At 67.5% G+C, this 480-nt stretch carries 1 protein-coding gene; it reads right to left on the bottom strand.

Annotation, left to right across the window (positions count from 1 at the left end):
• Nucleotides 1-480, bottom strand: a 480-nt coding sequence (locus M4J39_RS22795) for an MBG domain-containing protein (protein WP_251730796.1), incomplete at both ends; no start/stop codon positions are given.

Genomic DNA, 480 nt, shown 5'->3' with positions numbered 1-480 from the left:
GGTGACCGTCAGGCCGTTCGACAGTGTCTGGTAGGTGATGGTGTAGTTCGACGCCGAGCCCGACGAGAACACCGCGTTCGACGCCGTGATGTCGTAGCTGCCGACGTTGGCGTTCGCCGCCGCGCCGGTGCTGGACAGGGTCACCGAACCGATGGCGTCGCTGCCTTGCAGCGTGCCCAGCACCGAGTAGGCCGAAAGCGCTGCCAACTGGCCATAGGTCTTGGACACCGCTGCCGGCTTGATCACCAGCGTTAGCGCCGCCGGGTTGATAGTCAGGGCGCCGGCCACGTAGCTGATGTCGTAGTTGCCGGAGGTGAGGCCGGAGGCGGTGAGGGTGTAGCTGCCGGCGTTGGTCGCGCCCTGCGACGTGCCGCCGTAGGCGAGCGTTCCGCCGAGCACCGTCGCCGTCTCGCCGTTGACCAGACCGGCGTAGGTCACGCCGTTGCCACCGGTGTAGGCGAGACCGTCGTAGGTCTTGGC

The sequence above is a fragment of the Pleomorphomonas sp. NRK KF1 genome (assembly GCF_023721755.1).
Classification (GTDB): Bacteria; Pseudomonadota; Alphaproteobacteria; order Rhizobiales; family Pleomorphomonadaceae; genus Pleomorphomonas.
Note: the sequence above shows the minus strand (reverse complement) of the source record. Positions and strands in the feature narration are given on the sequence as shown.